This is a genomic window from Ideonella flava (assembly GCF_051857595.1).
In the GTDB taxonomy this organism is placed as follows: domain Bacteria; phylum Pseudomonadota; class Gammaproteobacteria; order Burkholderiales; family Burkholderiaceae_C; genus Ideonella.
The window spans coordinates 258,535-284,069 of the sequence record NZ_JBPZHD010000012.1; the positions used below are offsets into that span (position 1 = coordinate 258,535).

The window sequence follows — 25,535 nt, forward strand, 5'->3', positions numbered from 1 at the left end:
GGCGGCCGGCCGGCGCGAGTGCCACGATCGGCCGAGCATGAAAGCCGCCCCCTTGCCCATCGACGAGCCGGCCCGCCTGGCCGCGCTGCGTGGCCTGGCGTTGCTCGACACGCCGAGCGAAGAGCGGTTCGAGCGCATCACGCGCCTGGCGCGGCGCCTGTTCGACGTGCCCATGGCCAGCATCTCGCTGGTCGACGAGGACCGCCAGTGGTTCAAGTCGCACCAGGGCCTGGAGATGAGCGAGACGCCGCGCGAAGTCTCCTTCTGCGGCCACGCCATCCTCGGCGACCAGATCATGGAGGTGAGCGATGCCGCGGCGGACGCGCGCTTCCACGACAACCCCCTGGTGACCGGCGAGCCGCATGTGCGCTTCTACGCGGGCTGCCCGCTGCACGCGCCGGACGGCAGCAAGATAGGCACCCTGTGCCTGATGGACCGGACCCCGCGGACCCTGAGTCCGGAGGATCACGCGCTGCTGCGCGACCTCGCCGAGATGACCGAGCAGGAATTCGCGGCCCTGCGCCTGGCCACGACCGACGACCTCACCGGCCTGTCGAACCGCCGCGGCTTCATCGCCCTGGCGCAGCAGGCGCTGGCGATGTGCCGGCGCGTGAAGCAGACGGCCTGCCTGTCGTTCTTCGACCTGGACGGCCTGAAGACGGTGAACGACCGCTTCGGGCACGCGGCTGGCGATGAGCTCATCTGCCGTTTCGCCAACGTGCTGGTGCACGCCTTCAGGGATTCGGATGTGATCGCCCGGCTCGGCGGCGACGAGTTCGTGGTGCTGATGACCTACTGCTCCGAAGCCGTGGCGCCCATCCAGCGGCGCCTGCAGGAGGCAGTGGACGAACGCAACGCCAGCCTGCCCGCGGACCAGGCGATCCGCTTCTCGGTGGGCACGGTCAAGATCGATCCCGCCATCCATCGCAGCGTCGACGAATGGCTGCACGATTCCGACACGCTGATGTACCGCCGCAAGCAGGAGAAGCGCCGCGCCACCGCGGGCGAGCCGGAGCCGGAAGAGCCGTGAGGCGCGGGCTCAACGGCGAGCGAGAAAGACGCCCCAGGCCGCCAAGGCCATGCCCACGAGCGCCATCGCCGGCAAGGTCTCGCCGAACAGCAGGTGCGCGAACAGCGCGGTGCACGGCGGCACCAGGTAGAAAAGGCTCGCCGTGTCCACCGCCGAGCCGCGCGCGATCAGCAGGTTGAGCAGGCTCACCGCGCCCAGCGAGAGCACCAGCACCAGCCAGCCCAGGGCGATCCAGAACTCGGGCGTCCACTCGACCTGCATCGACTCGGTGAGCGCGGCCGCCGCGCCGGTCGCGATCATCGTCGGCAGGAACTGCGCCACCGCGCCCGTGCGCCAGTCGAAGCGCGGGCACCAGCGCTTCTGGTAGAGCATGCCGGCCGTGATGCCCAGCAGCGCGGTCACGGCCGGGATGAGGGCATCCAGCGCGAAGTCGCTGCCCAGGCCGCCCGTTCCGCGGCCCAGGACCACCAACGCCACGCCCGAGAAGCCCATCGCCAGTCCCAGCCACCGGCGCGGCCCTATCCGCTCGCCGAACAGCGCGCCCACCGCGAGCGCCGTCAGCAGGGGCTGCAGTCCGACGACGATGCTGGTGATGCCCGCCGGCAGGCCGCGGCCGATGGCGAGGAACACGCCGCCGAGGTACACGCCATGCACCAGCAGGCCCGACACGCCGATGTGCACCCACGCGCGCCAGCCTGCGGGCCACGGCGCGCGCGCCGCGAGCGCGAGACCGAGCATCAGCACGAGCACCAGCAGGAAGCGCAGGGCGAGAAAGGTCAGCGCACCCGCATGCGGCAATCCGAGCCTCGCGCCTATGAACCCCGTGGACCACAACAGCACGAAGGCAAGGGGCAGCGCTCGCGACGCCACGGGATTCGCCGGCATGACGCCGATGATGCCCCACCTAAATTGACGGCCGCGCTTCGTTGACGCTGTGCGCCCTGGGGACTAGTGTCCGCATCCCTTACCCGACGGCCAGGAGATCGCGATGCGCCCCATGACGAACCTGTGGATCCTGTTCGCTTGCGGGCTGGCAGCCGCCGGCACGGCCGGCGCCGCGGGGCGGATCAGCAAGGATCCCTTCACCAACGCGGACAGCCAGCACGCCACGCAGGTCGAGCCGGACACCTTCGCTCATGGCTCGACGGTGGTCTCGGCCTTCCAGACCGGGCGCTTCTTCGACGGGGGCTCATCCGACATCGGCTGGGCGACCTCGCAGGACGGCGGGGCCAGCTGGGTCCACGGCTTCCTGCCTTCGACGACGGTCAACAGCGTTCCGCCGGGGCCGTACCAGCGCATCTCCGACCCCGCCGTGGCCTACGACGAAAGGCACGACACCTGGCTGATCGCCTCGCTCGCGTTGAACGGTGGCACCGGCCTGGCCGTGCTGATCAGCCGCTCGACCGATGGCGGCCTGAGCTGGGGCGCGCCGGTCACCGTCTCGACCACGAACGCCTTCTACGACAAGACCTGGGTCGCCTGCGACAACACCTCCACCAGCACCTACTACGGCCAGTGCTACGTCACCTGGGACGAGGCCTTCAGCGGCGACCTGCTGCTGAGCAGCACCTCCTCGGACGGGGGCAAGACCTGGGGGCCGGAGAAGACCACCAAGGACGCCGCCACCGGCCTGGGCGGCCAGCCGCTGGTCCAGCCGACCGGCGAGGTCATCGTTCCGACCCTCAGCGCCTTCGCCGATGCGATCCTCTCCTACCGGTCGATCAACGGCGGCAAGACCTGGCAGGCCTCGGTGCTCGTGTCCGGCATCAGCGACCACGGCGTGGCCGGCAACCTGCGCACCGAGCCCCTGCCCTCGGCCGAGATCGACGGCGCCGGCAAGGTCTACACGGTGTGGCAGGACTGCCGGTTCCGCGCCGGCTGTGCGTCCAACGACATCGTGATGAGCACGTCCAAGGACGGCAAGACGTGGACGGCTCCGGTGCGCATCCCCATCGACCCGGTCTCCAGCAAAGTCGATCACTTCATCCCGGGCCTCGCGGTGGACCGAACCACTTCGGGCGATTCCGCCCGCCTCGCGCTGACCTACTACTTCTATCCGGACGCCAACTGCAGCCTGAGCACCTGCCAGCTGTCGGTGGGCTTCGTGTCCTCCATCGATGGCGGCGCGCACTGGAGCGCCCCGCAGACCCTCGCCGGCCCCATGGCCCTGAGCGACCTGGCCAACACCAGCCAGGGCCTCATGGTGGGCGACTACATCTCGACCTCCTTCTCGGGCGACAACGCCGTGCCGGTGTACGCGGTCGCGCGGCCGAAGAAGGACGGCGCCTTCCGGGAATCCATGTTCTCCACGATGGTGCCGGTGACTGCCGCGCAGAGCTACCCGCTCGCGGTCACGAAGGACCCGGTGCTCTCGGCGCAGGGCGACCGGCGCGTCCGCACCGGCGAGCTGGTGATCCCCTGACAGACCCTCAGGGTCCAGCCGGCCGGGCCGATGGCGGCCCCGCCGCCGCGTGGCCAGGTACGTCGATTGCCACGCGCCTGCCCATGTCGTCGAACGCAGGGCTGGCGAGGGAAGGTCGTCTTCCATCGGCCGAGCCACACCTCGGAGCCGGCAACGAAGCCGGCGCCGACTTGGGTTTCCTGGCCGGGGGCGGCGAGCTCGGTGCGCTCATGCGCGCGCGCGACTGGTCGGCGACCCCGCTGGGCCCGGCTCGCGACTGGCCGCGCAGCCTGAAGACGGTCGTGCGGATCATGCTCACCTCGCGCCAGCCCATCTGGATCGGGTGGGGCGCCGAGCTGCACTACCTCTACAACGATCCGTACCTCGCCATCATCGGCGGCAAGCATCCGCGGGCGCTGGGGCAGCCCACCTCGGTCGTCTGGAGCGAGATCTGGAGCGACATCCAGCCGCTGCTGGATTCGGCCATGAACGGCGACGGAACCTTCGTCGAGAGCCAGCTGCTCATCATGGAGCGCAACGGGTACCCGGAAGAGACCTACTACACCTTCTCCTACAGCCCGATCCCGGGCGACGATGGACGCCCGGCAGGGATCATCTGCGCCAACTCGGACGAGACGCGCCGCGTGATCGGCGAGCGGCAGCTGGCCCTGCTTCGCGACATGGCGGCGTCCTCGGCCGATGCCCGGACCGTACCCGACGCGCTGTCCTCCTGCCTTCGATCGATGAAGGCCGGCGGACGCGACCTGACCTTCGGCCTCGTCTACCTGCGCACCCGCGGCGAGGCAGCGATGCGTCCGTCCGGCGACACGGGCAACCTCGGCGACACGCCGCTGACACTCGATCCCGCGCTCTGGGGCGGCGACGAGGTGCTGCGCACCGGCGAGCCCCGCATCGTCGCGCTGCCCGATGCCCTGCCCTGGCCCGGCGGGCGCTGGACCACGCCGACGCGCCGCGCGATGGTCCTGCCCATCTCGCCTTCCGGGGACACCGGGCTGGAGGGCCTGCTGGTGCTGGGCCTGAACCCCTTCCGCCTGCCCGACGACTTCTACCAGGACTTCCTCGTGCTCGTCGCGCGGCAGGTCGACAGCGCGGTGTCGAACGCGCAGGCGTACGAGCGCGAACGCCGCCGCGCCGAGGAGCTTGCCGAGCTGGACCGGGCCAAGACGGTGTTCTTCTCCAACGTCAGCCACGAGTTCCGCACGCCGCTGGCGCTGATGCTCGGCCCGGTCGCGGACCTGCTGGCCGCGCCGGACCTGCCTACGGGGGCGCGTGACCAGCTGGGCATGGTCCAGCGCAATGCGTTGCGCCTGTCCAAGCTGGTCAACACGCTGCTGGAGTTCTCGCGCATCGAGGCCGGCCGCCACGAGTCGCGCTACCAGGCCACCGACCTGGCGCAGATCACCTCGGATCTGGCCAGCGTGTTCCGCTCGGCGACCGAGCGCGCCGGACTCGAGTTCGTGGTGGACTGTCCCGCCCTGCCGCAGCCGGTGTTCGTGGACCGCGACCAATGGGAACGGGTGGTGCTCAACCTGCTGTCCAACGCGCTGAAGTTCACCTTCGAAGGCGCCGTGACGGTTCGCCTGCGCGATGGCGGGGACGCGGCGGTGCTGCAGGTCCAGGACACCGGCGTCGGCGTGCCGCCGGACGAGGTGCCGCGGCTGTTCGAACGCTTTCACCGGGTCCAGGGTACCGAGGGCCGCACGCACGAGGGCAGCGGCATCGGCCTGGCCCTGGTCGAAGAGCTGGTGCGCCTGCACGGCGGGTCGGTGAGCGCTCGCAGCTGGCTCGGCGAGGGCACGACCTTCACGGTGCGCCTGCCCTATGGCACGGCCCATCTCGATGCGCGGCGAATCGTGGCGGGCAACACGCCCACCGCCGCGGGCGGGCAGGCCGAGGCCTTCGTGCAGGAGGCCATGAGGTGGCTGCCGCACGACGCGGTGGAGGAGGATGCCTCCGCACGCGAGACCACGGCGGGCACGGCGCTGCTGGGCGAGCGCTACCGGTCCAGCTGGGGCACGCACGTGCTGGTGGCCGACGACAACGCCGACATGCGGCAGTATCTCGAACGGCTGCTCAAGCCCTACTTCCGCGTCACCGCGGTCGCCGACGGGGCACAGGCGCTGGAGACCATCCAGCGCTCGCAGCCGGCCCTGGTGCTTTCCGACGTGATGATGCCGCGGCTAGACGGCTTCGGCCTGCTGGCGGCGCTGCGCAGCGGCCCGCGCACACGCTCGCTGCCCGTGATCCTGCTGTCGGCCCGGGCCGGCGACGAAGCGCGGGTCGAAGGCCTGCGCGCCGGCGCCGACGACTATCTGGTCAAGCCCTTCTCGGCGCGCGAGCTGCTCGTTCGTGTCGCCACGGCGATCGAGCTCGACAGGGCGCGGCGCATCGGCGAGGAGCAGCTCAGGGTGTTCCTGGCCGGCGCCAGCATGTTCACCTGGGACGTGGACCTGGTGACGTCCAAGGTCACCACATCCGACAACGCGGCGGCCGTGCTCGGCGCGCGCCTGTCTGACCTGGACCAGGCGAGGACGGTGCTGCATCCCGAGGACGAGCAGCGCGCCCGCGAGCGGATGCGGCAGGCGCTGGCGTCCAGGGGGCCGTTCGACGACGAGGTGCGCATCGTCCGCGCGGACACCGGCGACATCCGGTGGATCGAGGTGCGCGGCCGTGTGCTGTGCGACGAGGACGGCACGCCGATCCGGCTGAGCGGCCTGTCGTTCGACGTCACCGAGCGCAAATCGATGGAGCAGGCGCTGCGCGATCTCGATCGCCGCAAGGACGAGTTCCTGGCGATGCTGGCGCACGAGCTGCGCAACCCGATGGCGCCGATCCGCAACGCCGTCGAGCTGATGCACCTGCTCGCCCCGCCCGATGAGCGCCTGCGCTGCGCGATCGACATCGTGGACCGGCAGGCCCGGCAGCTCGGCCGCATGGTCGACGACCTGCTGGACGTGTCGCGGATCACGAGCGGCCGGATCGAGCTGGAGCGATGGCCGGTGGACATGTCCACGGTCGCGTCGGCCGCCGTCGAGGCGGTCGAGCCGCTGATCCGCGAGCGGCGACACGAGCTGCGGGTGCAATCGGGCCTGCCCCTGACGGTGATCGGTGACGGCGCCCGCCTGCAGCAGTGCCTGGTGAACCTGCTCGCCAACGCCGCCAAGTACACCGACGCGGGCGGACGAATCGAGCTGCAGCTGCTGCGCGAGGGCAGCCAATGCGTCGTCCGCGTCTCGGACAACGGCGCCGGCATCCCGGCGGCGCTGCTGCCGCGCGTGTTCGACCTCTTCGTGCAGAGCGACCGCACGCTGGACCGCGCCCAGGGCGGCCTCGGCATCGGCCTGTCCGTCGTGCGCCGGCTGGTCGAGATGCATGGCGGCAGCGTGACGGCAGCAAGTGCCGGGCCCGAGCTCGGATCCTGCTTCGAGGTCAGGCTCCCGCTGGCCGACCAGGCCGTACCGCGGCCCGCTCCTGCGCTGGAGCGCGGCGGCCCGCGCCGGCGGGTGCTGGTGGTCGACGACAACCGCGATGCCGCCCAATCGCTGGGCATGCTGCTCGAAGCGGAGGGGCATGAGGTGCACGCCGTGTTCGGCGCGGAAGAGGCCCTGGCCGCCGCGCCGGCGCTGGTGCCGGACCTGATCCTGCTCGACATCGGACTGCCAGGCATGGACGGCTACGAAGTCGCGCGGCGGCTGCGGCAGCTCGACTCGCTGCGCCCCAGTCGGCTGGTGGCCCTGACGGGCTACGGGCAGCCGTCCGACCGGGAGAGGGCCGTGCAGGCGGGCTTCGACCACCACCTGGTCAAGCCCGCCGCGCTGGAGGAACTGCTGGCCCTGCTGGGCCGGGGAACGCCACGCGGCAGGTCCTGAAGCGGCCGTCAGGCGTCCTTGGCGGGACCTTGCTGCGCGAACGACCTCGCCAGGAAATCCACGAAGGCCCGCACGCGCGCCGAGAGCTGGTGGCGCTGCGGGAACACCGCGTAGACGTCGGCGTCGGGCGTGGAGTACTGCGGCAGCACCTGCACCAGGCGGCCGCTCTTGAGGTAGCGCTCGATGTCCCACTCCGCTCGCATCAGGATGCCGTGGCCGTCGAGCGCCCAGTTCACCGCGATGCCTCCGTCGTTGGTGGTGAGGTTGCCGCGCACCTTCACGGCCTGGCTCGTGGCCTGGCGGCCGCGGCCGCTGGTAAGGCGCCAGACGCCGTAGGCCTCTTCGCCCTGGCGGATGCCGATGCAGTTGTGCCTGGCGAGATCCGACGGCGTCTTGGGCACGCCGCGCTTGGCCAGGTAGCTCGGCGAGGCGCACAGCAGCCGCCGGTTGGGCGCGAGGTTTCTCGCGATCACGCGCGAATCCGGCGGTGCGCCGAAGCGGATGCAGACGTCGAACGCATCCTCGGTCAGCGCGGGCGGGTTGACCGAGAGCTGCAGTTGCACCTCCACCGCCGGGTGCTTGCGCACGAAGGCCGAGATCAGCGGAGCGATGTGACTGCGTCCGAAGCCGAGCGTGGCGTTGACCCGCAGCAGGCCCTGCGGCATGCCCTTGGACACCCCGAGCTGCTGCTCCAGGTCGTCGATGCTGGCGAGGATGCGGCGTGCCTGCTCCAGGTACAGCTCGCCCTCGGGCGTGAGGCTCATGCGGCGCGTGCTGCGGTTCACCAGCGCCACGCCGATGCGGGCCTCCATCAGGGCCAGGTGCTTGCTCACCGCGGCCGTGCTGATGCCCAGCTCGCGGCCCGCGGCGCTCAGGCTGCCGGCGCGCGCCAGCGCCGAGAAGAAGCCCAGGTCGGCGGGCTGGATGCCGCTGGGAGATGCGTTGGAGGCCATGGGGGATCGTTAGCTTCAGGTTAACGATGCCTTCACTCTAGCCCCGCTCACGAGGGCGGTCCAGTTCCTACAGTGCCGTCACCGCCCACCCCATTTGACGGAGACAGCCTGTGAAGACCTACTCGATCGCAACCATTCCCGGCGACGGCATCGGCAAGGAAGTCGTTCCTGCCGGCCAGAAGGTGCTGGAGGCCCTGGCCGCATCCGGCGGTGCCTTCCGCTTCGAGTTCGAGAATTTCGACTGGGGTGGCGACTACTACCGCAGCCATGGCGTGATGATGCCGGAGGACGGCCTGCAGGCGCTGAAGGGCAAGGACGCGATCCTGTTCGGCTCGGCCGGCGACCCGCACATCCCCGACCACATCACGCTGTGGGGACTGCGCCTGAAGATCTGCCAGGGCTTCGACCAGTACGCCAACGTGCGGCCCACGCGCATCCTGCCCGGCATCGATGGCCCGCTCAAGCGCTGCGGCCCCGATGACCTGAACTGGATCATCGTGCGCGAGAACTCCGAGGGCGAATACTCGGGCGTCGGCGGCCGTGTCCACCAGGGCCACCCGATCGAAGCCGCGACTGACGTGTCCATCATGACCCGCGTCGGCGTCGAGCGCATCCTGCGCTTCGCCTTCAAGCTGGCGCAATCGAGGCCGCGCAAGCAGCTGACCGTCGTCACCAAGAGCAACGCGCAGCGCCACGCCATGGTGATGTGGGACCAGATCGCCAGCGAAGTGGCGGCCGACTTCCCGGATGTGCGCTGGGACAAGGAGCTCGTCGACGCGATGACGGCGCGCATGGTGAACAAGCCCGCCACGCTGGACACCATCGTCGCGACCAACCTGCATGCCGACATCCTGAGCGACCTGGCCGCCGCGCTGGCCGGCAGCCTGGGCATCGCGCCCACCGGCAACATCGATCCCGAGCGCCGCTACCCCTCGATGTTCGAGCCCATCCACGGCTCGGCCTTCGACATCATGGGCAAGGGCCTCGCCAACCCGGTGGGCACCTTCTGGTCGGTGGTCATGCTGCTGGAGCACCTGGGCGAGGCCGAAGCCGCCCGCCGCGTGATGGCAGCGATCGAGAAGGTGACGGCCGACAAGTCGTTGCATACGCGTGACCTGGGTGGCCAGGCGACCACCGCCGACGTCACCCGCGCGGTGTGCGAGTTCCTGAAGGCCTGAGCTCCTTCTTCTCGTTCGCTTCTTCCGCCCGGTGCACCATGCTCGCCCACGACCACCGCTCCCTGCTGCGTGCCCTGTTCGACGCGGCTGTCGCGTCGGCGGCTCCCTCGGCCTGTGTCCCGCGTTTCCTGCCGCCTGCGCCCAAGGGCCGGCTGGTGGTGATCGGCGCCGGCAAGGCTTCGGCCGCGATGGCCCAGGCCGTCGAGCGGCACTGGCCCGGGCCGGTGTCCGGCCTGGTCGTCACGCGCTACGGCCACGCCGTGCCCTGCGAGCGCATCGAGATCGTCGAGGCCGCCCATCCGGTGCCGGATGCGGCGGGCGAAGCGGCGGCGCATCGCATGCTGGAGCGGGTGCAAGGCCTGGTCCCGGACGACCTGGTGCTGTGCCTGATCTCGGGCGGCGGCTCATCCTTGATGCCGCTGGCCCTGCCCGGCCTGACGCTGGCCGACAAGCAGGTACTCAACCGCGCCCTGCTGGCCAGCGGTGCGTCCATCACCGAGATGAACTGCGTGCGCCGGCATTTGTCGGCCATCAAGGGCGGACGCCTGGCCGCCGCCTGCCATCCGGCGCGCGTAGTGAACCTGCTGCTGTCCGACGTGCCCGGGGACGACCCCATCGACATCGCCTCGGGCCCGACCGTGCCGGATCCCACCACCTGCGCCGACGCCCTGGCCATCCTGCGCCGGCATGCGATCGAGGTGCCGCCGCGCGCCCGTGAGCTGCTCGAATCGGGAGAAGGTGAAACGCTCAAGCCCGGCGACCCGCGGCTGCCGGCCATCGAGACCCACTTCGTCGCCACGCCGCAGATGGCGCTGGAGGCCGCCGCCCGCGTGGCGCGCGAGGCGGGCTACGCGGCCCACATCCTGGGCGATGCGATCGAAGGCGAATCGCGCGACGTGGCCCGCACGCTGGCCGGCATCACCCGCCAGGTGGCGCGTCGCGGACAGCCCTTCGAGGCGCCGTGCGTGCTGCTGTCCGGCGGCGAGACCACGGTCACGCTGCGTGGCCGAGGCCGCGGCGGGCGCAACGTGGAGTTCCTGCTCTCGCTGGCCATCGCGCTCGACGGCGAGCGCGGCGTACACGCCCTGGCCGGCGACACCGACGGCGTCGACGGCCAGGAGGAGATCGCCGGCGCCTTCATGGGCCCGGACACGCTGGAACGCGCCTGGGCACACGGCCTGAAGGCCCGCGACCGGCTGGACGACAACGATGGCCACGGCTTCTTCGAGGCGCTAGGCGACTCGCTGGTGACCGGGCCCACCTTGACCAACGTGAACGACTTTCGGGCCATCGTCATCGACGGCGCGGCCCCAGGAGACTGACCATGCGCCTGCCCTGCAACGCCAAGATCGTCGCGACGCTGGGACCCGCCAGCGCCGACCGCGCCACCATCGAGGCCCTGGCGCGCGCCGGCGCCGACGTGTTCCGCCTGAACTTCAGCCACGGCACCCATGCGGACCACCGCAAGCGCCTGGACACCATCCGCGACATCGAGGCCAGCCTCGGCCGCCCGATCGGCGTCTTGCTCGACTTGCAAGGCCCCAAGCTGCGCATCGGCACCTTCGCCGAAGGCAAGGTCCGGCTGGCCGAAGGCGAAATCTTCCGCCTCGACCTGGACCGCGAACGCCCGGGCGACGGCAGCCGCGTCGCCCTGCCGCACCCGGAAATCTTCGCGGCGCTGAAGCCCGGCGCCGACCTCCTGCTCGACGACGGCAAGCTTCGCCTAACGGTCGAAACGGCTGCACCCGACCACGCCCTCACGCGAGTCGTGGCCGGCGGCTGGCTGTCCGACCGCAAGGGCGTGAACGTGCCCGGCGTGGTGCTGCCGCTGTCGGCGCTGACGGCCAAGGACCGGGCCGACCTCGACTTCGGGCTGTCGCTCGGCGTCGACTGGGTGGCCCTGTCCTTCGTGCAACGCGCCGAGGACATCACCGAAGTGCGTGCCCTGGTGCAAGGCCGCGCCGGCATCGTCGCCAAGCTGGAGAAGCCCGCCGCCATCGACGCCCTGGACGCGATCCTGGCGGAGACCGATGCGGTGATGGTGGCGCGCGGCGACCTCGGCGTGGAGCTGCCCGCCGAGCAGGTGCCGGCGATCCAGAAGCGCATCGTGCGGGCCTGCCGCCGCCTGGGCAAGCCGGTGATCGTGGCGACGCAGATGCTGGAGTCGATGATCAGCGCGCCCGTGCCGACGCGCGCCGAGGCCTCGGACGTGGCCACCGCCATCTATGACGGCGCCGACGCGGTGATGCTGTCCGCCGAATCGGCCTCGGGCAGGTTTCCGGTCGAGTCGGTGGCGATGATGGACCGCATCATCGCCCGCACCGAGGCCGACCCTTATTGCCGCGAGGCGCTCGACGCCTCGCACACGCAGCCGGCCGCCAACATCGCCGATGCCGTCGGCTGGGCCGCGCGATCGGTCGCCGGCCTGCTGGACGTGGCGGCGATGGTCGCCTACACGAGCTCGGGCGCCTCGGCCCTGCGCATGGCGCGGGAGCGGCCCCGCGCGCCCATCATCGGCATCACGCCCAGCCGCGGCACGGCCCGGCGCCTCACGCTCGTCTGGGGCGTGAGCCCGGTCGTCAGCCGCGAAGTCGAGAACGGCGAGGAGATGACCGAGATCGCGCTGAAGACGGCCGGCGATCTCGGCTTCGCGGCGCCCGGCCAGACCATCGTCATCGCCGCCGGCCTGCCCTTCGGCTCCCCCGGTTCGACCAACCTGCTGCGCATCGCGCAGCTCAGCTGAGCTTATTCGCCATGGCCACCATCCACATCAAGCGCCCCCGGCGCCATCAGGAGACACCGATGACCACCCCATTCCACGCCAACCGCCGCCTCGCGCTGCAAGCCCTCGCCCTCGCCGCCGCGATGTCCGCCGCTGGCACGGCCTTCGCCGAGGCCTGGCCCGCCAAGCCGATCACCCTGATCGTGCCTTTCCCCGCCGGCGGCACGACCGACGTGCTGGCCCGCGCGCTGGCCGACAAGCTGCAGCAGAGCCTGGGGCAGCCCGTCATCGTGGAAAGCAAGCCGGGCGCCGGGGCGACGCTTGGCGCCGACTACGTCGCCAAGTCCAAGGCCGACGGCTACACGCTGCTGGTGGGCGCGGTGCACCACACCATCGCGTCCAGCGTCTACAAGAAGCTGGCGTACGACTTCCAGAAGGATTTCGCGCCCGTCACCACCATCGCCCTGGTGCCCAACGTGCTGGTCGTCAACGCCGCCAACCCGGCCAAGACGGTCGCCGAGCTGGTCGCCCAGGCCAAGGCCCAGCCCGGCAAGCTGAACTACGGCTCCAACGGCAATGGCACGGCGCAGCACCTCATCGGCACGCAGTTCGAGAACCTCACCGGCACCGACCTCGTCCACATCCCCTACAAGGGCAGCGGCCCGCTGGTGACCGACCTGCTGGGCAACCAGGTGACCATGTCGTTCGACACCGTCACGCCGGTGCTGCAGCACATCAAGAGCGGCAAGCTGCGCGCGCTGGCCGTCACCACCGGCAAGCGCGCGACCGCCCTGCCCGACGTGCCGACGCTGGAGGAGGCCGGCGTCAAGGGTCTGAACATCGGCACCTGGTTCGGCGTGCTCGCCCCGGTGGCCACGCCCAAGGACATCGTGGCCAGGCTCAACGCCGAGATGGTGAAGGTCATCCAGTCGCCCGACTTCAAGAAGCGCATGGACGAGATCGGCGCCGAGCCGATCGGCAACACCAGCGAGCAGATGGCCGCGCAGATCCACGGCGAGACCGAAAAGTTCGCCCGGCTGGTGAAGGACGCCAAGGTGACGATCGAGTGAAGGGCAGCTCCGCGGCACCGCACGCGGAGCTGCCCCCCTAGTTCAGAGGAGGCGCCACCGCATTGGCGAGAGCGTCTGAGCTGATGTCGTCGCACGGACATCGCTCACAATGAGGATGACCCCCACCCCCAGCCGTCCCACCATGGCCTCCACTGTCGCGGATCACCCGTGCTGGCCGGCGTTGCACCGAACCCGGCGAGCCCTCGTCGTGGCAGACGTGGTGGAGTCCGTGCGACTCATGCAGGCCGATGAGGCCGATGTGATTCAGCGCTGGCGCTGCCTGGTCAACGACGTGCGCCAGCACCTGCTGCCGGCGCACGGCGGGCGCTTGGTCAAGAGTCTGGGCGACGGCATGCTGATCGAGTTCGAGGCCGTGGACAGTGCCGTGTCGGCAGCGTTGGCCCTGAGTGACTGCACCGCGCGGGTCAACGCAGGCCACGCGCCTCAGGCATGGATCCGCCTGCGCACCGGCGTCCACGTGGGCGAGGTGGTCAGCGACGAGCTCGACATCTATGGTCAGGACGTCAACATCGCGCAGCGGCTCACGACCCTCGCCCGGCCGGACGACATCGTGGTCTCGGCTGCGGTGGCGGACCGGCTGGTGCCGGGGCTGGATGCCGACATCGAGGACATGGGGGCATGCCACCTCAAGCATCTTCGCGAGCCGGTGCATGCCTTCCGCCTCAGGCGCGCGGGCGAGGCCGTCCAGCCGGCCCGCATGCCGCCCATGCTGGAGGAGTCGCTGCTGCCGCGCATCGCGGTGGTGCCTTTCTCGGGATGCGCGGTCTCCGCCCTGGAGTCGACGCTCGGCGATGCGATCGCGGACAGCGTGATCGTGCGCCTGTCGGCCAACAGCCGCCTGCGCGTCATCTCGCGCCTGTCGACAGCGGTCATGCGGGCGCGGGCCAAGAGCGTGGTCGAGATCGGCCAGCTGCTGCATGTCGCCTATGTGCTGAGCGGCACCTTCGCGCTGGAGGGCCAAAGGCTGCGGCTGCGCGCCGAGCTGGCCGATGCGCGCACCGATGAAGTGGTGTGGGTTCGCGAGCATGCCTGCGATGCCGCCGAGATGCTGCAACCCGAGTCACCTGCCGCGAACGAGCTGGCCCGGCAGGTGGCGGATGCCGTGTCGGCGGGCGAGATGCGGCGCGTGCGCGCCTTGCCCATCCCGTCGCTCGAGGGCTTTTCGATGCTGCTGGGCGCGATGATGCTGATGCACCGCGCCTCGGCAGCCGATTTCGAGCGCGCCGGCGAGCTGCTCGAACACCTGATGGAGCGCTTCCCGCGCGCGGCCGAGCCGCGGGCGTGGATGGCCAAGTGGTACGTGCTGCGGGTCTCCCGCGGTGTCGTGCGCGACATGGACCACGAAGCCAGCCTGGCGCTCGACCACATCCGCCATGCGCTCGACGAATCGCCCGACTGCTCGATGGCGCTGGCCGCCGAAGGCTTCGTCCACTGCCACATGCGGCGCGATCTCGACACCGCCGACCGGCGCCTGGACGAAGCCCTGCGAGTGAACCCCAGTGACCCGCTGGCCTGGATCTTCCGCTGTGCGGTGAAGTCCTTCCGCGGCCTCGGCGAAGAGGCCATGGCCTGCGGCGAGCACGCCGTGAGCCTGTCGCCGCTGGATCCCATGCGTCACTACTACGACGCTCTGGCCAGCACCGCCGCGCTGTCCGCCGGCCGGCTCGAGCGCGCCATCGAACTCGCCACGCGATCGCTGCGTGCGAACCGGCATCACCTGCCCACCCTGCGCACGCTGGCCATCGCGCAGGCCGAGCATGGCGATTTCGACGGCGCCCGCGCGACGGTGCGACGCGTGCTCGAGATCGAGCCGACCTTCACCATCAGCCGCTACCTGGAGCGCACGCCCCGGGGCGGCGAGACGCCGCGGCAGCGGTATGCATCGGCATTGAAGGAAGCAGGCGTGCCCATGACTTGACGGTCCGGACCAAGGGGGGTCGATATGGCGATGGAGGGTGGAATGCTGGGGGGTGGCGCCGGGGGTGGCGCTGGTGGCGGCGCTGGTGGCGGCGCTGGTGGCGGCGCTGGTGGCGGGGCCGGAGGGGGCGCTGGCGGCGGAGCCGGCGTCAGCGTGAACGGCCTGGGCGACGGCTTCGCGTCGACCCTGTTCCTCGATGCGATGAACCGCCATCGCGGGGCCTGCATGCAGCCCGACGAGATGGGCAGCCGCAACCTGCCTGAGCGGAAGGATCCCGCCACGCATGACCACGTCCACCGCTGGGAGCCCTGGGTTCGCAGCTACCTGTGCGCCCAGACGCTCATCAGCCATCTCGACTTCCGCGTCGAGCCTGAGCAAGCCTTGGTGGGCAAGACTCCCCTGTCGGTGACCCTGCACACCCTCACCCCTGCCGGATCGCGCCAGGACCTGGTCACCCTGGTGCGGCCGCCGGATGCCCTGTTCAAGGAGCAGGCCAGGAAGGTGCTGGACTGGGCCGATCTGCGAGAGGAGCGGATCCCCGAGATCCTGACCCAGATCGGCAACACCTATGCCTTCTGGGGGGCGCTCATCCCGCTGCACACGGAGCGCCTGCGATACACCCGCGAGGTGCTGGACGCCGCCGTGCAACTCGCCATGTTCGTGGAGATGCGCTTCAAGCACGAACTGGCCTGCTGGCGGCCCGCCGACTACTCGCCCCAGGTGCAGCCCCTCGTGACGACGCCGGGCCACGGCAGCCTGCCCAGCGGACATTGCGTGGAGGCCTATGTCATCAAGGAGGTCCTCGAGGGCTTGCTGGGCCTGAACGATCTGCCTGCGAGCGACGAGAAGAAGCGCCTGCAGGAACAGTTCGACAGGACGGCCGAGCGCATCTCCACCAACCGCGTCATCGCCGGCCTGCACTTCCCGGTCGACAACGTCGCGGGCCGGCTCCTCGGCACGACCCTGGGGCGCTACTTCGTGTTCTGCTGCCGCGGCACGTCGGCCAAGGGCTCCGACTTCATCGGGCGGCCCCGCCTGTTCAAGGGCGACAAGTGTCCGGCCGGGATCGAGTTCGACCCGCGCGACGCCGACCAGGACCTGAAGGTGGACGGCCAGGTCTACGGGTTCGACAAGGGAGAACAGTTTCCCGACACCCTGCCCGCCGCCTCGGTGCTCACCGTGCTGTGGCAAAGCGCCCTCGAGGAGCTGAAGCGGCTGCAGCTGGCGTTCTAGGAGGCGCGGCATGGTCATGCCATGGGAAAGCTTGACGCCCGGTCCCTTCGGCCGGCACGCGGGGCAGGTCGATGCCGATCCGATGTGGATCTGGTGCGACTCCACCGGCTACCGAGATGTGGGCGGCTTGCCCGCGGCCGGGCCTGCGGAGCTGTGGCTCGTCGTCGAGCGAGACAACGGCTTCGATTGCGAACTCCACCATCCCGGCAGCCTGCAGGACTTCACGGCGGCCGAGCTCGCCATGCCCGTGCTGCCGCAGCGCATGCGCTTGCGGCAGGCACCGTCGGACCCGGTCCCGGCGGGCGACTACACCCCGAGCGACCAGTCCAAGGTCCTGGTCGGCATCATCGACAGCGGCTGCCCCTTCGCGTCGCCGATGCTGCGCGACGGGAATGGCGGCACGCGGGTCCTCGGCCTGTGGGATCAGGATGACGCCCCGGCCTTCGCCGCCGGTGGTTTCCGGCCCGAAGGCGTTCGCTACGGCCGGGCGATCGGCCGGGCCGAACTGAATGCGCTCATGGGACTGGCCGCGCCGAACGGCCGGCTGGACGAAGCCCGCTGCTATGGCCTGGCGGGCTGCTCGAGCCTGAGGTTCCGGGAGAGCCACGGTCCCGCCGTCGTCGGGCAGCTGTTCGGCCGTTCGTTGCACGGCGGGTCACTGCAGCGCCGGCCCGGTCGCCCGCCACGTTGGGACCGACCCGATCAGACCGGCCCGCTGGCGATCGACCAGGCGGACCTCGTCTTCGTGGACATCCCGCGCACCGCCCTGCAGGACGCCAGCAGTGCCGCCCTCGCCCGCTACATCGTCGACGGCCTGCGGTTCATCCTCGGCCATGCGGTCGCGGGCCAGCGGGTCGTCGTCAACATCAGCACCGGCACCAGCCGCACCAACCATGACGGGAGCTCGATCATCGAGCGCGCGTTGCGGCGGGCGGTGCAGGCGGCCGGTCGGCGGGGGATCGAGCTGCACATCGTGCTGCCCGCCGGCAACGGCAACATGGAGCAGCGGCATGCGCGTCTGCGCGAGGCGGGCCGCGCCCTCACGCTGTTCATCCCTCCGGCGTGCGAGTCACCACAGTATGTGACCGTGCGCTGGCCCGCGGGCCAGTCCGGCGTCAGCCTGCGCGTCACCCCGCCCGGTGGAGCTCCTCAGGAGGTGAAGCCGGGCGAGGCCTTCGGCCTCATGGGCAGGAACGGCCCGTGCGCCGGCGTCGTGTCTCCAAAGCCCGCGGACGGCAAGCCGGCTCGCTCGCTGCTGGCCTTCTGCCCGACGGCGTCGTTCGACAGCGGGGTGCCCGTGGCGCCCAGCGGCCGCTGGCGCATCGAGCTGGTGGTGCCACCCGGCGTGACGCTCCTCGAACCCGTCCGGTTCTGGATCAGCCGCAACCAGCGCAACCCCGGCGCGCTGCCGCGCGGCCGCCAGTCCGATTTCATCGACACCGGGCGCCGGCACCAGCCGCACGCCTGGCTGCGCTACGACGAGGACGACAACGGCAGTGCCGGCGACGGGATCAGTCGACACGGCGCCGCCTCGGGCCTGGCCACGGCGGCCCAGGGCCACGAGGACCGCATCTGGGTCGTCGGCAGCGTGTTCGCCGTCACGCCCGACCAACCGAGCCCCTACAGCGCCGACGGCCCCGATGGCGGCGACCTTCCCCAGCGCAGCGCGCCCGGCGATGCCAGCCGGGCGCTGCGCGGCCTTTCGATGCGTGGAAGACTGGGCGGCGAGGTGCTGCGAATGGTGGGCACCAGCTTCGCCGCCCCCTTGTTCGCTCGCGCCTTGGTCAACGGGGTGGTCAACCGCGAAACGCCGCCGGCCAGGCGGAAGCGGCGACTGGGCGAGAAGCTGATCCGGCCGGACTGATCCCTACTCGATCAAGGCCTCGGAATCGACCCCGCCGGCCTCGCACCAGCGGCGCCAGTCGGCGATGCGATCGGCCGTGGTGATGCGGCGAAGCACGCCGCCGCGGTCATCCAGGTATTCGACGGCGCCCATGACGACGACGTAGATGATGAGCGGCTGGTCGCCTGTCGCCTCCCACCAGTCGACGTTGCCCGCCGACTCGTGGACGTAGTCGCCGGGCCCCACGGTTTCACCCGTGCACAGGCGGCGCTGGCCCTGCAGGTTGTAGGCATGCACTTCCCCCGTGTGGCGGTGCCAGCCCAGCTTCGCGCCGGGGTCCAGGCGCATCAGTTCCACCCAGCCCCGGCCGTCCGAAAGAAAGCGCAAGGGGCGCGACCACTTGCCCGGCCCTTCGGCGATCCACGGGCCCTCGTCTCCCAGCGCGGCGGCGGGAATCAGGTTCTGCTTCGTCCGGTTCATGCGAGTCTCCAATGCGGCAGTCCAGGTCGTCAGGATAGGCCTGGACTGGATCTCTGCAGGAGCCACTTTCCGGCATTCAGATGGAGCCAGACGGGCGACCGACAATTCGCCATCGCCAGGGCCCCATCGGCCGGAGAAAACGAGTGAAGACCTACGACATCGAAGTGCAGCGCCTGAAGTCCGTCCGGCACGACAAGGGGCTCATCGAGCTGGGCGTCGACGTGCTGGTGCAGCCGCGCCCGGCGCGGGACGAACAGGCCTCGGCCAGCAGCCTGAGCCTGTCCGTCGAACACGCCCGCACCCTTCTGATCCTGCTCAAGCAGCAGTTCGCCGAACTCGACAAGCTGCAGCCGCGCAGCCGGCGCTCGGGCAGGGCCTGAATCGCTTCAAGGCCCCCAGAAGAAATCGTCGACCTGTGGCTCGGCGCCGTTCGTCAGGTGGGCCAGCACGTCGAGTTCACCGGCGCTGACGGCTGCGTCGTCGCCCGAGGAGCGGAAGTACAGCAGCCAGGTCTCGCTGCCGTTGCCCACCGCGAACACCGCCGTCTGCCCCGTCGTGTAGGCCTGATTGGCGCTGCCGATGGCCGCCGCCGCGGCGGCAAAGCTGAGATTGCCGGACACGTCCTGCGAGACGATCACCAGCTCGGCGCCGGCGTCGAAGCCGCCCGGCCCGGCAATGACGGTGGCGCCGTCGATCACCAGGTCGCCGTTGCCCACGGCCAGCAGAGATTGGTCGATGCCGATCAGGTCGGCGCCGGTGCCGAAGTCGGACACCGTGGTGTAGTTCGTGTAGTTCGCCTGCAGCACGCCGAGCACGAAGGTGTCGGCGTCGCTGCCGCCGATCAGGCTGTCGAAGCCGGCCGTCGCCACCAGCGTGTCGTTGCCCTCGTCACCCTGGACCGTGCCGTCGCCCCCCGGCCGCCCGCCACTCAACCAGTCGTCACCGGCGCCGCCCGAGACGGTGTTGTGATAGCCCCCGGCGCTGATCGTGTCGTTGCCTTCGCCGCCCTGCACGTTGCAGTTGGCGCCGCCCCCGGAGCTGGCGCTGACCCAGTCGTCGCCCGAGCCGGCATCGACCGTCATCCCCATGATCGAGTAGACGGAGATGAAGTCGCTGCCCTGCCCGGCCGACACGGTGAAGTTGTTGTAGCCCGTCTCGGCGATGTAGTCGTCGCCCTCGCCGGCATCGATGAGGAAGCTGGAGTAGCCGTGCCCGCCGCTGCCGGTGAAGGTGTCGTTGCCCGTCCCGCCGATGGCCACCGAGGTGATCTCGGTCTCGAACACGTCATCGCCGTCGCCGCCATCGACGTAGCCACCGCTCCTGAGCGTGTCGTTGCCGGTGCCGCCGTAGAGGGTGTTGCCCGAGGCATGGTGGCCGTAGCCCATGCCTCCGTTCAACACGTCGTCGCCCTCGTCGCCGTACATCGTCGCCGTGGTGCTGGCCAGCGTGTCGTTGCCCAGCCCGCCGTAGAGGAAGTCGCTGGCCCGGTCGCCGCCGCCCTGGATGGAGTCGTTGCCCGCGCCGCCGACGAGCGTGTCGGAGCCGAAGCTGATGTGATGGCCGCCGAGGATCGTGTCGTCGCCGGCACCGGCATCGATGTAGTTGTCGCTGTAGCTGTCGCTGATCAGGTTGTCGAGCGCGTTGCCGTAGCCGTCCACATCGACCAGGTCGGCGGTCAGGTCGAGGTTCTCGACGCCCTTGGACAAGGTCCAGTCCACGCTGCTGTAGACGGTGTCCAGCCCGGCGCCGGCCTTTTCCTTCACCACGTCGGCCAGGTCGTCGACGAAGTAGCTGTCGTCGCCGTCGCCGCCGGCCATCAGGTCGGCGCCCAGCCCCCCGTCGAGCGAGTCGTTGCCGCCGTGGCCGTAGAGGCGGTCGCTGCCGCCGAGGCCGCCGAGCAGGTTGTCGCCCGCGTTGCCGTCCAGGCGGTTGTCCAGCTCGTTGCCGGTGCCTTGCAGCGAGGCCGAGCCGGCAAGTCGCAGGTTCTCGACGTAGGCGCCCAGCGTGAAGCTGACGCTGGACTTGACGGTATCGATGCCTTCGTCCGCCAGCTCGGTGACCACGTCACCGGCGTTGTCGACCACGTAGAAGTCGTTGCCCGCGCCGCCGAGCATCGTGTCGGCCCCCTCCCGGCCGTTGAGGGTGTCGTCGCCTGCGGTGCCCACGAGACTGTCATCGCCCGGGGTGCCCTTGATCAGGTCTTCGACGCGCAGGGACGCCAGCAGTGCAGGCCGGTTGTCCCACGGGTGCCGCTCTTCCGGCAAGACGGCCGAGGCGGTCCAGCGCCAGGACGCGTGAGTTGACATGCCTTCCTCCCCGGTGTTGTTGTGGCGCAGGGATTGGAACGGATCGGCGGCCTCCCGACAACATCCTGTTACCCCTCATCCGCGGGGGTGCATGGCCGCGCCGCGACACTCGGCAGCCCTGCCAGGAGACTGCGATGAAGCCCATCATGAATCTCGACCAGGTCGAGTTCGACGACGTCGAGGAGAACGGCTACTACACCTCCAGCCGCGGCCAGATCAGCGATCACATCGGCGCGAAGAGGCTGGGCTACAACCTGACCGTGCTGCCGCCGGGCAAGGCGCAATGCCCCTTCCACTGCCACCACGGCGAGGAAGAGATGTTCTTCATCCTCGAGGGCGAAGGCGAGCTGCGCTTCGGCGACCAGCGCTTTGCGCTGCGCCCGCACGACGTGATCGCCTGCCCGCCCGGCGGGCCCGAGGTGGCGCACCAGATCATCAACACCGGCCGCACGACGATGCGTTACCTGGCGCTGTCTACGCTGGTCGAAGTCGAGGCCTGCGAGTACCCCGATTCGCAGAAGGTGATAGTGGTGGCCGGCCCCCGAGGCGCCCGGGTGCTGCGGGAGATGTTCCGCGCCGAGACCGGGGTGGACTACTACGACCGAGAGAAGTCCTGAGCAGCAGGCCGGACGCCCCTCCTGGCGGGGCGGACGACGCGCAGCGGCGGCGTGTGGGCGCTTTCACGCGGCGAGCAGCTCGGCGGTCGCGCCGTGCATGTCGGCTTCGGCCCGGGCGCAGCCGTAGGCGATCTCGAAGCGGAAGCGGTTGCCCGAGCCCGCTTCGGCGCGGGCCTGGATGTCGCCTCCCATCAGGCGCACCAGCTGGCGGCAGATGACCAGCCCCAGCCCCGTCCCCTGACGGCGCCGGGCGGCATCGCCCACCTGCTCGAACGGACGGAACAGGCGGCCGATCTGGGCCTCGCTGAGCGACTCGCCGGTGTCGGCCACCTCGAAGGCCAGTTGGCCGGGCGACGGCGCCCAGACCCGCAGCACCACCTCGCCGCGGGCCGTGAACTTCACTGCGTTGTCGAGCAGGTTCAGCAACACCTGGCGCAGGCGCAGCTCGTCGGCCAGGATGGTGGCCGGCACCTCGGGCGCGACCTCGCTGCGCAGGCGCAGCTCGGGCTTGAGTTGCGCGCGCACGCCGATGATGTCCAGCACCACGTCCACCGAGTCGCGCAGGCGGAACTCGTTGGGGCACAGCTCGAAGCGGCCGGACTCGATCTTGGCCAGGTCGAGGATGTCGTTGATCAGCGCCAGCAGGTGCTCGCCGCTGTGGCGGATGGTGTCCACGCCGCGCCGCTGCAGCCCGGTCAGCCCGGGATCGGCCTGCAGCAGCTGGGCGAAGCCGAGGATGCCGGCCAGCGGGGTGCGCAGGTCATGGCTGATGGTGGCCAGGAAGCGGCTCTTGGCCTGGCTCGCGAGCTCGGCCCTCAACCGGGCAGCTTCCAGCAGCTGGCCGGCCTCGCGCAGCGCATCGTCGGCCTGGGCGCGGCCGCGGGCGTAGCGGATGGCCCGCGCCAGCCCTGCGCCGTCCACCTGGCCCTTGATGAGGTAATCCTGCGCGCCGGCCTGCAGGGCTTGCACGGCCACGTCCTCGTCGCTCAGTCCGCTGAGCACGATCAGCGTGGGCGTGCGCGGGGAACGGGCGAACAGGTCGCGCACCGTGTCCATGCCCCAGCTGCCCGGCAGGCCCAGATCCAGCAGCACCACGTCGACCCCGCCGGCCTGCAGCCGCTCGATGCCGGCGCTCAGGGTGGTGATCCATTCGAGCCGGTAGGCGTGGCCGTCGACCGGAGCGGTGGCCAGCATCTCGCGGATCAGCCGCGCGTCGGCCGGGTCGTCCTCGATCAACAGGACGGTCTGCTGTGAGTCCATGTCGGGGCCCCTTCAGCCCCGCATGGGGGCGTTCACGTGGAGGGAGGCAAGGTGACGACGGTCAACCAGAACTGCTCGATCGCCTGCACGATGCGGTTGAACTGGTGCAGGTCGACCGGCTTGGTCACGTAGCAGTTGGCGTTGAGGTGATAGGCGCGCAACACGTCCTCCTCGGCTTGCGAGGTGGTGAGCACGACGATCGGGATCAGCTTGAGCGTGGGATCGCCCTTGACGATGGCCAGCACCTCGCGGCCATCCATCAGGGGCAGGTTCAGGTCGAGCAGGATCAGGTCGGGACGCAGCGCCGATTCGTAGGGCGGCCGGCGGTAGAGGTAGTCGAGCGCCGCCACGCCATCCTCCACCACATGCACCTGCGCCCACATCTTGGCGCCCTTGAGCGCCTCGCGGGTCAGGCGCACGTCGCCCGGGTTGTCCTCGACCATGAGGATTTCGATCGCCCGGGGTGAAGAACCGTCCATCGCCACCTTCCTGAGAACACCACTGGCCGGCGTTGTCCGTCCGACTGTAGTGGCGTGGCGCTGCGCTGCCCAGACGTGGCAATCCCGACACCGGGCGGGAACCAAGGCGCTCTCTCAGACGGACCGGGCGGCGGGAATCGATCATGGTGATCATGGCCTCACGTGAATTGCCGGACTATTGATCAGTAATTCTAGATTCTGATCAGAACTGAGTCAACTGACAATTTGCACGTCTGGCCGGAATGCCGGGCACCGGGTTGGCAGGTCACAGCCAACAGGAATCAGGAGTACTCACCATGCAGAACCTCACCGTCAGGATGCAACTGACGCTGGCCTTCGCCACCCTGGCCGCCCTGGTGCTGGGCGTGTCCCTGCTGTCGCTGTATGACCTGCGACAGCTCAACGAGACCTTCTCGTACATCGTCAGCCAGGCCGGAGACCAGGAACACCAGGCCATCGAAGTGCGCTCCGCCGCCAACAAGCGGGCCCTGGCCGTGCGCAACCTCGTCCTGCTGTCCGATCCCGCCGAACGCGAGAAGGAAATGGCCGCGATCAACCGGGCGACCGAGGACCTGAACGCGGCGCTCAGGGCGTTGCAGGCATCGCTGGCACGCGAGGTGGTGCCCGATCCCAAGGACCAGGAGCTCATGGCCCGGATCGAGGACATCGAGAAAGCCTACGAGCCGGTGGCCGCCGGGATCGCCCGCCTGGTGACGGCGGGCCAGCGCGACGAGGCCATCGCGAAGATGAACAAGGAGTGCCGGCCTCTGCTGGATGCCCTGCGCGCGGCGACGGGCGATTTCGTAGCGCGCAGCCAGAAGCAGACGAAGGAACTCGTGGAGGACAGCGCCGCGTCCTACGCCGCCCAGCGCCTGTTGCTGATCGGACTGAGCCTGGCGGCCGTCGCGGCGGCCACCGCCCTGGGCTGGTGGATCACCCGCCGGCTGCTCGCGGCACTGGGCGCGGAGCCGGCCGCCTTGAACGAGGTCGCCTTGCGCGTGGCCGACGGCGACCTCGGGCCGATCCAGGGCGCCGACGCGGCGCCGGAGCGCAGCGTGCTGGCCGCCATGGCCCACATGCGACGCCAACTCGTCAGCCTGATCGGCCAGGTCCGCGCCAGCTCCGACAGCATCGCCACCGCGTCGGCCCAGATCGCCACCGGCAACGCCGACCTGTCGGGCCGCACCGAGCAACAGGCCAGCGCCCTGCAGCAGACGGCCGCGACCATGCAGGAGATGACCAGCACCGTTCGCACCAACGCGGAAAGTGCCCAGCAGGCCAACCAGCTCGCCAGCGCGGCCGCCGAGGTGGCCAGCCAGGGCGGCGAGGTCGTTCAACGCGTGGTGGACACGATGCAGGGCATCAGCGCCTCGAGCCAGCGCATTGGCGACATCATCGCCGTGATCGACGGCATCGCCTTCCAGACCAACATCCTGGCGCTCAATGCCGCCGTCGAGGCCGCGCGCGCCGGCGAACAGGGACGTGGCTTCGCGGTGGTCGCCGGCGAGGTGCGCAGCCTGGCCCAGCGCAGCGCGAGCGCCGCGCGCGAGATCAAGCAGCTCATCGGCGAATCGATGGCCAAGGTCGACGCCGGCAGCGAGCTCGTCGGACAGGCCGGCGCGACGATGGCGGACATCGTGCGGCAGGTGCGCCGCGTCAACGACCTGATCGCCGAGATCAGCGCCTCGACCATCGAGCAATCCACCGGCATCACCCAGGTCAACCAGGCCGTCACCTCGATCGACCAGGGCACCCAGCAGAACGCCGCCCTGGTGGAAGAAAGCGCGGCCGCTGCCGAGAGCCTGAGCCAGCAGGCCCGCGGACTGACGCAGGTCGTCGCTGCGTTCCGCATCGCCGACGCGTAGGGGCCTGCGCGGCAGAGCCGCTCAGGCCCCGCCGCACGGGACGAACGTTCGGCTCCCCCGAGCCCCCCCCGAGAGTGGGCTCCCGTCAGTTCGTCGGCTCCCACCAAGCCTCCCTCCATGAGGGAGGCTCCAGCATGTCTGGACGAGCCGGCCTGGCGGCCGGCGGTGCCCCTCGTCGGTCTTGCTGGTGCCCTCCTCCCGGAGGAGGGCTGGGAGGTGCCGTTGCTCTTGCTGGAGCCACCCTCCTGGAGGGGGCTCGGGGGAGCCGA

General features: G+C 70.3%; 19 protein-coding genes. 13 read left to right on the forward strand and 6 right to left on the reverse strand.

What is annotated here, in order from left to right:
- Positions 1-37 precede the first annotated feature (37 nt).
- A complete protein-coding gene (locus ACS5PM_RS25585) occupies positions 38-1,030 on the forward strand; it encodes a sensor domain-containing diguanylate cyclase (RefSeq protein ID WP_439390632.1) in 993 nt (330 codons plus the stop codon).
- 9 nt (positions 1,031-1,039) lie between these two features.
- On the opposite strand, the gene ACS5PM_RS25590 is transcribed toward ACS5PM_RS25585, so the two are convergent.
- The gene (locus ACS5PM_RS25590) at positions 1,040-1,915 is read right to left on the reverse strand and encodes a DMT family transporter (protein WP_439390633.1); all 876 of its coding nucleotides are present in this window, start codon (positions 1,913-1,915) and stop codon (positions 1,040-1,042) included.
- A gap of 103 nt (positions 1,916-2,018) precedes the next feature.
- Here ACS5PM_RS25590 and ACS5PM_RS25595 point away from each other — a divergent pair, with 103 nt between their 5' ends.
- Together ACS5PM_RS25595 and ACS5PM_RS25600 are read left to right on the forward strand one after the other, a co-directional pair.
- Positions 2,019-3,452 (forward strand): exo-alpha-sialidase, encoded by a 1,434-nt coding sequence (locus tag ACS5PM_RS25595; RefSeq protein WP_439390635.1) that lies wholly within the window; start codon positions 2,019-2,021, stop codon positions 3,450-3,452.
- A 956-nt stretch (positions 3,453-4,408) separates the two neighbouring features.
- Complete coding sequence (locus ACS5PM_RS25600) at positions 4,409-7,321, forward strand: ATP-binding protein (RefSeq protein ID WP_439390662.1); 2,913 nt, start codon at positions 4,409-4,411, stop codon at positions 7,319-7,321.
- An 8-nt stretch (positions 7,322-7,329) separates the two neighbouring features.
- On the opposite strand, the gene ACS5PM_RS25605 is transcribed toward ACS5PM_RS25600, so the two are convergent.
- Complete coding sequence (locus tag ACS5PM_RS25605) at positions 7,330-8,274, reverse strand: LysR family transcriptional regulator (protein WP_439390636.1); 945 nt, start codon at positions 8,272-8,274, stop codon at positions 7,330-7,332.
- A gap of 110 nt (positions 8,275-8,384) precedes the next feature.
- On the opposite strand from ACS5PM_RS25605, the gene ACS5PM_RS25610 reads away from it, so the two are divergent.
- The 7 genes from ACS5PM_RS25610 (at position 8,385) to ACS5PM_RS25640 (ending at position 18,280) form a co-directional block, all read left to right on the forward strand.
- Positions 8,385-9,452, forward strand: a complete 1,068-nt coding sequence (locus ACS5PM_RS25610; RefSeq protein ID WP_439390638.1) for a tartrate dehydrogenase — start codon at positions 8,385-8,387, stop codon at positions 9,450-9,452.
- A gap of 38 nt (positions 9,453-9,490) precedes the next feature.
- A complete protein-coding gene (locus ACS5PM_RS25615) occupies positions 9,491-10,774 on the forward strand; it encodes a glycerate kinase type-2 family protein (protein WP_439390639.1) in 1,284 nt (427 codons plus the stop codon).
- Between the two features lie 2 nt (positions 10,775-10,776).
- Positions 10,777-12,195, forward strand: coding sequence for a pyruvate kinase (gene pyk, locus ACS5PM_RS25620; protein WP_439390640.1), 1,419 nt, complete (start codon positions 10,777-10,779; stop codon positions 12,193-12,195).
- Positions 12,196-12,254: 59 nt separating this feature from the next.
- Positions 12,255-13,244, forward strand: a complete 990-nt coding sequence (locus ACS5PM_RS25625; RefSeq protein WP_439390641.1) for a tripartite tricarboxylate transporter substrate binding protein — start codon at positions 12,255-12,257, stop codon at positions 13,242-13,244.
- 142 nt (positions 13,245-13,386) lie between these two features.
- Positions 13,387-15,183 carry an adenylate/guanylate cyclase domain-containing protein gene (locus tag ACS5PM_RS25630; RefSeq protein ID WP_439390642.1) on the forward strand — a complete coding sequence of 599 codons (1,797 nt, stop codon included), beginning with the start codon at positions 13,387-13,389 and terminating at the stop codon, positions 15,181-15,183.
- A gap of 153 nt (positions 15,184-15,336) precedes the next feature.
- Complete coding sequence (locus ACS5PM_RS25635; RefSeq protein ID WP_439390643.1) at positions 15,337-16,416, forward strand: phosphatase PAP2 family protein; 1,080 nt, start codon at positions 15,337-15,339, stop codon at positions 16,414-16,416.
- A 10-nt stretch (positions 16,417-16,426) separates the two neighbouring features.
- A complete protein-coding gene (locus tag ACS5PM_RS25640) occupies positions 16,427-18,280 on the forward strand; it encodes a S8/S53 family peptidase (protein ID WP_439390645.1) in 1,854 nt (617 codons plus the stop codon).
- Between the two features lie 3 nt (positions 18,281-18,283).
- Here the strand turns inward: ACS5PM_RS25640 and ACS5PM_RS25645 are convergent, their stop codons facing one another.
- Positions 18,284-18,739, reverse strand: a complete 456-nt coding sequence (locus ACS5PM_RS25645; RefSeq protein WP_439390646.1) for a cupin domain-containing protein — start codon at positions 18,737-18,739, stop codon at positions 18,284-18,286.
- A 143-nt stretch (positions 18,740-18,882) separates the two neighbouring features.
- Here ACS5PM_RS25645 and ACS5PM_RS25650 point away from each other — a divergent pair, with 143 nt between their 5' ends.
- Positions 18,883-19,119: a hypothetical protein gene (locus tag ACS5PM_RS25650; protein ID WP_439390647.1), complete on the forward strand. Its 237-nt coding sequence runs from the start codon at positions 18,883-18,885 to the stop codon at positions 19,117-19,119.
- Between the two features lie 6 nt (positions 19,120-19,125).
- Here ACS5PM_RS25650 and ACS5PM_RS25655 read toward each other — a convergent pair whose 3' ends face one another.
- Positions 19,126-21,045, reverse strand: coding sequence for a calcium-binding protein (locus tag ACS5PM_RS25655; RefSeq protein WP_439390649.1), 1,920 nt, complete (start codon positions 21,043-21,045; stop codon positions 19,126-19,128).
- Positions 21,046-21,179: 134 nt separating this feature from the next.
- Here ACS5PM_RS25655 and ACS5PM_RS25660 point away from each other — a divergent pair, with 134 nt between their 5' ends.
- Complete coding sequence (locus ACS5PM_RS25660) at positions 21,180-21,662, forward strand: cupin domain-containing protein (RefSeq protein ID WP_439390650.1); 483 nt, start codon at positions 21,180-21,182, stop codon at positions 21,660-21,662.
- 63 nt (positions 21,663-21,725) lie between these two features.
- On the opposite strand, the gene ACS5PM_RS25665 is transcribed toward ACS5PM_RS25660, so the two are convergent.
- The gene (locus ACS5PM_RS25665) at positions 21,726-22,922 is read right to left on the reverse strand and encodes a sensor histidine kinase (RefSeq protein WP_439390651.1); all 1,197 of its coding nucleotides are present in this window, start codon (positions 22,920-22,922) and stop codon (positions 21,726-21,728) included.
- Positions 22,923-22,954: 32 nt separating this feature from the next.
- The gene (locus ACS5PM_RS25670) at positions 22,955-23,401 is read right to left on the reverse strand and encodes a response regulator (protein WP_439390652.1); all 447 of its coding nucleotides are present in this window, start codon (positions 23,399-23,401) and stop codon (positions 22,955-22,957) included.
- 296 nt (positions 23,402-23,697) lie between these two features.
- Here ACS5PM_RS25670 and ACS5PM_RS25675 point away from each other — a divergent pair, with 296 nt between their 5' ends.
- Positions 23,698-25,266, forward strand: a complete 1,569-nt coding sequence (locus ACS5PM_RS25675) for a methyl-accepting chemotaxis protein (RefSeq protein WP_439390653.1) — start codon at positions 23,698-23,700, stop codon at positions 25,264-25,266.
- Positions 25,267-25,535 lie beyond the last annotated feature (269 nt).

Bases quoted from the DNA above. Each gene is read 5' to 3' on its own strand.
- ACS5PM_RS25585 (WP_439390632.1), top strand. From the start codon at position 38: ATGAAAGCCGCCCCCTTGCCCATCGACGAGCCGGCCCGCCTGGCCGCG.
- ACS5PM_RS25590 (WP_439390633.1), bottom strand. From the start codon at position 1,915: ATGCCGGCGAATCCCGTGGCGTCGCGAGCGCTGCCCCTTGCCTTCGTG.
- ACS5PM_RS25595 (WP_439390635.1), top strand. From the start codon at position 2,019: ATGCGCCCCATGACGAACCTGTGGATCCTGTTCGCTTGCGGGCTGGCA.
- ACS5PM_RS25600 (WP_439390662.1), top strand. From the start codon at position 4,409: ATGGTCCTGCCCATCTCGCCTTCCGGGGACACCGGGCTGGAGGGCCTG.
- ACS5PM_RS25605 (WP_439390636.1), bottom strand. From the start codon at position 8,274: ATGGCCTCCAACGCATCTCCCAGCGGCATCCAGCCCGCCGACCTGGGC.
- ACS5PM_RS25615 (WP_439390639.1), top strand. From the start codon at position 9,491: ATGCTCGCCCACGACCACCGCTCCCTGCTGCGTGCCCTGTTCGACGCG.
- pyk (WP_439390640.1), top strand. From the start codon at position 10,777: ATGCGCCTGCCCTGCAACGCCAAGATCGTCGCGACGCTGGGACCCGCC.
- ACS5PM_RS25625 (WP_439390641.1), top strand. From the start codon at position 12,255: ATGACCACCCCATTCCACGCCAACCGCCGCCTCGCGCTGCAAGCCCTC.
- ACS5PM_RS25630 (WP_439390642.1), top strand. From the start codon at position 13,387: ATGGCCTCCACTGTCGCGGATCACCCGTGCTGGCCGGCGTTGCACCGA.
- ACS5PM_RS25640 (WP_439390645.1), top strand. From the start codon at position 16,427: ATGGTCATGCCATGGGAAAGCTTGACGCCCGGTCCCTTCGGCCGGCAC.
- ACS5PM_RS25645 (WP_439390646.1), bottom strand. From the start codon at position 18,739: ATGAACCGGACGAAGCAGAACCTGATTCCCGCCGCCGCGCTGGGAGAC.
- ACS5PM_RS25655 (WP_439390649.1), bottom strand. From the start codon at position 21,045: ATGTCAACTCACGCGTCCTGGCGCTGGACCGCCTCGGCCGTCTTGCCG.
- ACS5PM_RS25660 (WP_439390650.1), top strand. From the start codon at position 21,180: ATGAAGCCCATCATGAATCTCGACCAGGTCGAGTTCGACGACGTCGAG.
- ACS5PM_RS25665 (WP_439390651.1), bottom strand. From the start codon at position 22,922: ATGGACTCACAGCAGACCGTCCTGTTGATCGAGGACGACCCGGCCGAC.
- ACS5PM_RS25670 (WP_439390652.1), bottom strand. From the start codon at position 23,401: ATGGACGGTTCTTCACCCCGGGCGATCGAAATCCTCATGGTCGAGGAC.
- ACS5PM_RS25675 (WP_439390653.1), top strand. From the start codon at position 23,698: ATGCAGAACCTCACCGTCAGGATGCAACTGACGCTGGCCTTCGCCACC.